Annotated in this window: 7 protein-coding genes; 5 read left to right on the forward strand and 2 right to left on the reverse strand. The window is 71.9% G+C overall.

Going from position 1 to position 7054, the window contains the following annotated elements; all coding sequences use genetic code 11:
- Nucleotides 1-161: 161 nt before the first annotated feature.
- On the reverse strand, nucleotides 162-1688 hold the full coding sequence (locus AB0D27_RS44765) for a hypothetical protein (protein ID WP_362521266.1): 1527 nt from the start codon (nucleotides 1686-1688) through the stop codon (nucleotides 162-164).
- A gap of 241 nt (nucleotides 1689-1929) precedes the next feature.
- A complete protein-coding gene (locus AB0D27_RS44770; RefSeq protein ID WP_362521268.1) occupies nucleotides 1930-2604 on the reverse strand; it encodes a GntR family transcriptional regulator in 675 nt (224 codons plus the stop codon).
- 171 nt (nucleotides 2605-2775) lie between these two features.
- Between AB0D27_RS44770 and AB0D27_RS44775 the strand changes: the two genes are divergently transcribed.
- From AB0D27_RS44775 to AB0D27_RS44795, 5 genes are all read left to right on the forward strand, one after another.
- The gene (locus AB0D27_RS44775) at nucleotides 2776-4095 is read left to right on the forward strand and encodes an MFS transporter (RefSeq protein WP_362521270.1); all 1320 of its coding nucleotides are present in this window, start codon (nucleotides 2776-2778) and stop codon (nucleotides 4093-4095) included.
- A gap of 23 nt (nucleotides 4096-4118) precedes the next feature.
- Nucleotides 4119-4946 (forward strand): putative hydro-lyase, encoded by an 828-nt coding sequence (locus AB0D27_RS44780; protein ID WP_362521279.1) that lies wholly within the window; start codon nucleotides 4119-4121, stop codon nucleotides 4944-4946.
- A 28-nt stretch (nucleotides 4947-4974) separates the two neighbouring features.
- Entirely contained in the window at nucleotides 4975-5733 is a 759-nt protein-coding gene (locus tag AB0D27_RS44785; RefSeq protein WP_362521273.1) for a 5-oxoprolinase subunit PxpA, read from the forward strand.
- Nucleotides 5730-6350 carry an allophanate hydrolase subunit 1 gene (locus AB0D27_RS44790; protein WP_362521275.1) on the forward strand — a complete coding sequence of 207 codons (621 nt, stop codon included), beginning with the start codon at nucleotides 5730-5732 and terminating at the stop codon, nucleotides 6348-6350. The genes AB0D27_RS44785 and AB0D27_RS44790 overlap by 4 nt, the downstream gene beginning before the upstream one ends.
- Nucleotides 6347-7054, forward strand: a 708-nt coding sequence (locus AB0D27_RS44795; RefSeq protein ID WP_362521277.1) for a biotin-dependent carboxyltransferase family protein, incomplete at its 3' end; no start/stop codon positions are given. The genes AB0D27_RS44790 and AB0D27_RS44795, both read left to right, overlap by 4 nt.

The raw sequence follows: 7054 nt of genomic DNA on the forward strand, positions 1-7054 counted from the left end.
ATCGCGTGCAGGGCCTCCACGTCCGCGGGTTTCAGGACGCCGCCCAGGCGGACCAGGGAGACCAGGACGGTGTCGAGGCCCTGCGGCAGCCGGTCCACGAACTCCAGCGCGTTGGCGTCGCGCCCGCCCTGCCATGCGGCCCCCGCCGCGCGCCCGCGCTGTCATGCGGCTTCCGTCCGGTCCGCCGCCATGCCCGCCGCGTCCAGCAGGGCCATGCCGACGATGAGGTCGGCGCCGCCGAACTCCGGATCGTCCAGCTCGGTCCCGTCGTCCACGGCGAACAGCAGCTTCTCCTCGCCCTGCCGGTAGGCGGTGCCGACCGGCGGGCTGGCCGCGTGGACGGCCAACAGGGCGACCAGGTAGGGCAGTTCCGGGTCCCGGCGGCGGGCTTCGGCGAGCAGCCCGGACAGCCGTCGCGGCGCGTCGGCGGGCAGGTCGAGCAGCTCCATGGCGCTCGCCAGCTGCTCCTCGCTGAACCGGCTGTCGTCCGGTGTGGCGATCAGATCGGGCTCGGGCATCTCGGCGCCGAGGTGTTCTCGCTCCAGGGGCGGCGTCAGCAGTATGTCGACGAGATCCCCGACCCGTACCGCCACCGGCGTGCGCAGCCCCGTGCCGCGCGCGAAGAAGGCGTCCGTCACGCGCAGCGCCTGCTCCACCGGGAGCGGCAGGACGGGGGCGACGAGGTGTCCGTAGAGGTCTGTCCCCGAGGTCGTCATGGGGGTGGCGAAGGCCTGCCGGTCCTGCTCGGCGCGGAAGAGCGGGCCCGCTTCCAGGAGCCTGGACTGCAGCTGTGTGTGCCTGCGGATGCAGTCCTTGACGATGTCGACGAGCTCGGCGGCGCGGCGCTTCTGCTCCGGGTCCTCGGACTCGTCCCGTGCCTTGCGGATGTTGGTGAGGATCGCGTTCTCATGGCGGTACCGGTCGGCGACGTGGTCCAAGGCCTCGGCGATCATGTCGGGCACGGCCTGGAGCCAGTCGACGGCCCGCACATTGCGCCGGGTCGCGTCCAGGGCCCTGCGGAGCGTCTCCGAGTACTGCACGGTCCGGTAGCGGGCCTGTTCGGCGGCGAGCTGGGCGTCGGCGAGCCGGCCGCGGCTGATCAGCACCTCAAGCTTGACCTCGGCGGCGATCTGCGCGCTGGTGACGTCCGTGTCGAGGGCGCCCACGAGGACGTTGACCGCCTCGTCCGTCGTACGGAGGTAGACACTCCCGCCGTACCCGGGGACCTCCTCGATCAGCTTGAAGTCGTAGTCGCGGCGGACATACGAGCCGTCGGGCGCGAAGGTGCCGTACACGGCGCGGAAGCCTCGGTCGACGCTGCCGACGTTGATCAGGTTCTCCAGGACCCAGCGGGCCACGCGCTCGTGCTCGGCGACGGGCCGCCGCGGGGCCTGGGCGGCGATGCGCGGGATGAGCCTGGCCACTATCTGGTCGTGGTCGGCGCCGGTGTCGAAGTCCATGTTCAGTGTGACGAGGTCGATGGCGGCGAGGGCCACCTCCGCCATCCCGTACACCGTGTACTCACCCGCGAGGTTCGCCTTGCGTACGTCGAGGTCGTGCAGCGGCGCGGTGCAGGCGAGCGCGCGCAGTCGCCGCGCCAGGCCCTCGTCGGCGGCCGGGCCCGGAGCGGGGCGCGGCCCCGCGCTGAGCTGGGGCGGAACGCTGTCCGTCGATGCACGCGAAGTCACGGTGCACAGACTAGGTCCTCGGTCTGACAACGGTCGAAACGACGCAGAAGCGTCCCGGCGGGGCCGCGCCCGTCACTCCCGCCGACGGTGGGGTTCCTCGCTCCCCTGTCCGGCTGCGGGGGCGCGGTGCGGTGCCGCCCGGTGGTTTCGCCCCCTCCGCCCCTAGCCGTCCCGTACCCGGAGGCTCCGCCCCCGGACCTCCGTATCGCGCTACCGCCCTCGTCCTCAAACGCCGGAGGGCCTAAAGCCCGTATACCTCAACGAGACCCTTGAGCGAGTCGTCCAGATACGCCGCGAGCAGCCGCTCGGCCACGTCGCGGTCGCCCGCCTGGAGGGTCTGGAGGATCTCCCGGTTGCGCGCGAGGTAGGGCTTGTGGAGGCGGCGGGGGTCGTCCACCACGTGGAAGGCGAGGCGCAGTTCGGCGAAGACGCTGCGCATCAGCTCGTCGGTGCGGGCGCTCCCGGCGAGCGCGACCAGTTCCCGGTGGAAGTGGATGTTGGCGGTGGAGACACCTTTCCAGTCACCTTCGCGCGCTGCCCGCTGCCCGTCCGCGACGGACTGGGCGAGGCCCTCCACGGCATAGGGCGGCTTGCCGAGCCCGCGCACCACCGCGCACTCGACGAGACGGCGGGTGCGATAGATGTCCTCGACGTCGTCGACGGTCAGCACCCGCACGAAGACGCCCCTATTGAGCTCGTGCACTAGCAGCCGCTCGTGCGTGAGCAGCCGGAACGCCTCGCGCAGAGTGTTGCGCGAGACGCCCAGCGCCCCGCCGATGCTGTCCTCCGACAGTCGCGTACCGGGCGGGAAGTACCCCTCGGCGATACGGCTCCTGAGGATGTCCGACACCCGCTCGGCGGTGCTCGTACGGCCCAGCAGGGCGCGATCGTCGGCCAGTCCCGTCAGCTCTGCCATGCCCGAATTCAATCGCAGATACAAGAACGAAACAACATGGGTATTGAGGGATCGTTCAACGATCCTCTACCTTGGCGGGCAGGCGCCGACCGCACCGTCTCGGCGTCCACCGCTTCCCGCACGGCACGGCTCAGTCCCCAAGCACCCTCCGTCCCTCACTGTGAGGTGCCCATGAGCACGACCCCTCCATCCCAGGCCCTGACCGACGACGCCCAGCCCCACGCGGGCGAACCGGCCACCGAGGAAGGCGCGTTCGCCTGGCTGCGCGCGCTCGGACCCCGTGGCCGCCGCGCCTTCGCCGGCGCGTTCGGCGGCTATGCCCTCGACTCCTACGACTACTTCACGCTGCCGCTGAGCATGGTCGCGCTGGCGGCGTACTTCGGTCTCGACAGCGGCCAGACCGGCCTGTTCACCACGGTCACGCTGGTCGTCTCGGCGGTCGGCGGCGCGATCGCCGGTGTGGTCGCGGACCGCATCGGCCGCGTCAAGGCGCTGATGATCACCGTGGCCACCTACGCGGTGTTCACCGTGGCCTGCGGTTTCGCGCCCAACTACGAGACGCTGCTCGTCTTCCGCGCGCTTCAGGGCCTCGGTTTCGGCGGTGAGTGGGCGGTCGGCGCGATCCTGGTCGCCGAGTACGCGAGCCCCAAGCACCGAGGCCGCACCCTGGGCGCGGTCCAGAGCTCCTGGGCCGTCGGCTGGGCGCTGGCCGTGATCGTGAACACCCTTGTGTTCCAGTTCCTGGACGACGGCCTGGCCTGGCGCGTGATGTTCTGGACCGGCGCGCTGCCGGCGCTGCTCGTGGTCTGGGTGCGACGTCGGGTGCATGACGCCCCGGAGGCGGTCGCCGAGCGTGAGAAGAGCCCCCGGAATGGCTCGTTCGCCGCGATCTTCAAGCCGGGGACGGCCGACGCTCCCGGCCTGCTGCGTACGACGTTCTTCGCGGTCCTGCTCTCCACCGGCGTCCAGGGCGGCTATTACACACTGGCCACCTGGGTGCCCACGTACCTGAAGACGGAGCGCGGACTGTCCGTCGTCGGCACCGGCGGATACCTGACGTTCCTGATCTCCGGAGCCTTCATCGGCTACCTCACGGGCGGCTACCTCACCGACAGGCTGGGCCGCAAACGCAACATCCTGCTCTTCGCGATCCTGTCCGCGGTGTGCATCCTGGCGTACGCGAACATCCCGAGCGGCGCCAACGCCCTTCTCCTCGTGCTCGGTTTCCCGCTCGGCTTCTGTATGTCGGCGATCTTCAGCGGCTTCGGCTCGTTCCTCAGCGAGCTGTATCCGGCGGCGGTGCGCGGCACGGGACAGGGCTTCACCTACAACACGGGACGCGCCGTGGGCGCCGCCTTCCCCACCACCGTCGGATTCCTGGCCGACAGCTGGGGCGTGGGTGGCGCGCTGGTCTTCGGCGCGATCGGTTACGCCCTCGCCGCCCTGGCCCTCATCGGGCTCCCCGAGACCCGTGGGAAGGAGCTCCAGTGAACGACGCCGTCCACGACGGGCCGTTGAGCCTCATCCAGGACCGCCCCTCGAGTCCGCTCGACATCGACGGCCACGCGCACGCGTGGACCCCCAAGAAGGCGCGCGCCCAGTTCCGTTCGGGCGTGTCGGGCGCCACCGCAGGAGTCGCCGCGGGCCACACCCAGGCGAACCTGATCTCGGTGCCCGCCGACTGGGCGTACGACATGCTGCTGTTCTGCCAGCGCAATCCGAAGCCCTGTCCGGTCCTCGACGTCACCGACGCCGGTTCCTGGACCACTCCGCTCGCCCAGGGCGCGGACCTGCGCACCGACCTGCCGCGCTACCGGGTATGGGAGGACGGCGAGTTGGTCGACGAGCCCACGGATGTGCTGGACCGCTGGCGTGAGGACCTGGTGTCCTTCCTCATCGGATGCAGCTTCACCTTCGAGTGGGCGCTGAGCGCGGCGGGCGTCCCCATGCGCCATATCGAGCAGGGGCGCAATGTCTCGATGTACATGACGGAGCGCGAGTGCCGTCCCGCCGGGCGGCTGCACGGTCCGATGGTCGTGTCGATGCGGCCGGTCCCGCCCCAGCACGTGGCCGCGGCGATCAGGGAGAGCAGTCTGCTGCCCGCCGTGCACGGCAGCCCGGTGCACTGCGGCGAACCCTCGGGCCTGGGCATCCCGGATCTCTCACGCCCCGACTTCGGCGATCCGGTGGACGCCGAGCCGGACGACATCCCGGTGTTCTGGGCCTGCGGGGTGACACCGCAGGCGGCCGTGATGGCCTCCCGCCCACCCTTCGCGATCACCCACGCACCCGGCCAGATGTTCGTCACGGACACCCGTGACGAGCAGTACCGCGTGGCCTGAGCAGGAGAGACAGGAGAGACAGCACCTCATGACCCCGATCGATCTCAACGCCGACCTCGGCGAGGGCTTCGGCCGCTGGCGCCTCACCGACGACGAACAACTGCTGTCCGTCGTCACCAGCGCCAACGTGGCCTGTGGATTCCACGCCGGGGACGCGGCCACCATGCGGCGGGTGTGCGAGCTGGCGGCAGAGCGCGGTGTACGGATCGGCGCCCAGGTCTCCTACCGGGATCTGGCGGGATTCGGGCGGCGCGCGATGGACGTGCCGCCCGAGGAGCTGACGGCCGAAGTGGCGTACCAGATCGGCGCCCTGGAGGTCTTCGCGCGCGCGGCGGGCTCGCGCGTGGCGTACGTGAAGCCGCACGGCGCGCTGTACAACCGGGTCGTGCACGACGAGGAGCAGGCGGCGGCGGTCCTCGACGGCGTCCTGCTCGCGGACGCCGCCCTGCCCGTCCTCGGCCTGCCGTCCTCCCGCTTCCTGAAACTGGCCGAGCGGGCCGGACTGCCCACCGTCACCGAGGCGTTCGCAGACCGCGCGTACACCGAGGAGGGCACTCTGGTGCCGCGCACCCAGGACGGCGCGGTCATCACGGACGCCGAGACGGTCGTCGAACGCTCGGTGGGACTGGCCCGCTTCGGGGTGGTGACGTCCCACTCCGGAGAGCGCGTCCCGGTCCGCGCGCGCTCCCTGTGCCTGCACGGAGACACGCCGGGCGCGGTCGAACTGGCCCGCCGGGTGCGCGATCGGCTGGAGTGCTCCGGCGTCCGTGTGGAGGCGTTCGCATGAGGGCACTGCCCGTCGGCGACCGGGCCCTGCTCGTCGAGGTCTCCTCGGGCGAGACGGCCCAGGCCCTGCACGCCGAACTGCTGCGCCGCCGCGCGGAGGGCTCCCTCTCCGTGCGCGAGATCGTCCCGGCGGCCCGCACGGTCCTCCTGGACGGCCTGGACGACGACCCCGTCCGACTGGCGGAACGGCTCCCCACATGGCACATCCCGCCGCTGCCCGCACGAGCGGACGCGGCGATCGAGATCCCCGTACGGTACGACGGTCCCGATCTGGCGGATGTCGCGGCGCTGTGGGGGGTGGCCGAGCACGAGGTGCCGGAGATTCACGCGGCGGCCGAATTCCGGGTCGCCTTCTGCGGGTTCGCGCCCGGCTTCGGCTACCTCACCGGACTGCCGTCGCGGTACGACGTTCCTCGCCGCGCCACCCCGCGCACGACCGTTCCCGCGGGTGCCGTGGCGCTCGCAGGCCCGTACACGGGAGTGTATCCGCGCCCGTCGCCGGGCGGCTGGCAGCTGATCGGCACGACGGACGCCCTGTTGTGGGACCACGCGCGCGTGCCGGCCGCGCTGCTCGCTCCGGGCGCCCGGGTCCGCTTCGTGTCGGCGAGGCGGTCATGACGGACCGGGCCCTCTGCGTGGTCCGCTCCGGGGCCCTGACCACCGTCCAGGACGAGGGTCGGCCCGGCCATGCGCACCTCGGCGTACCGCGCTCCGGTGCCCTGGACCGGCCCGCTGCGGCACTCGCGAACCGGCTCGTCGGCAACCCCTCCGACGCGGCCCTCCTGGAGACGACACTCAATGGCTGTGCCCTACGGCCGCGTTCGACGGTCACCGTGGCGGTCGCGGGAGCGCCGTGCCCGGTCACCGTGGACGGACGGCCTGCCGCCTGGGGGGCTCCCGTGCGCGTGCCCGTCGGAGCGCTCCTGGACGTCGGCTCCGCGCGCGCGGGACTGCGCGGTTATGTGGCCGTCGCCGGCGGGGTGGCCGTGGAGGCGGTGCTCGGCAGCCGCTCCACGGACCTCCTCTCCGGTCTGGGTCCACCGCCCCTCACGGACGGCATGGTGCTGCCCCTGGGCCGCCCCGACGCGCTCCACGCGCGCGTGGACGTCGTCCCGCACACCGCTCCCCCCACCGAGCTGGTGCTGCGCGTGACGCTGGGCCCGCGCGACGACTGGTTCACGGCGGCCGCCCTGCGCACCCTCACCACCGGCGGCTACCAGGTGTCGTCCGCGAGCAACCGCATCGGCCTGCGCACGGAAGGGCCCTCACTGGAGAGGGCCGTTTCCGGCGAACTCCCCAGTGAGGGCATGGTGCTGGGCGCC

Source organism: Streptomyces sp. NPDC048415, from assembly GCF_040651675.1.
GTDB lineage: Bacteria > Actinomycetota > Actinomycetes > Streptomycetales > Streptomycetaceae > Streptomyces.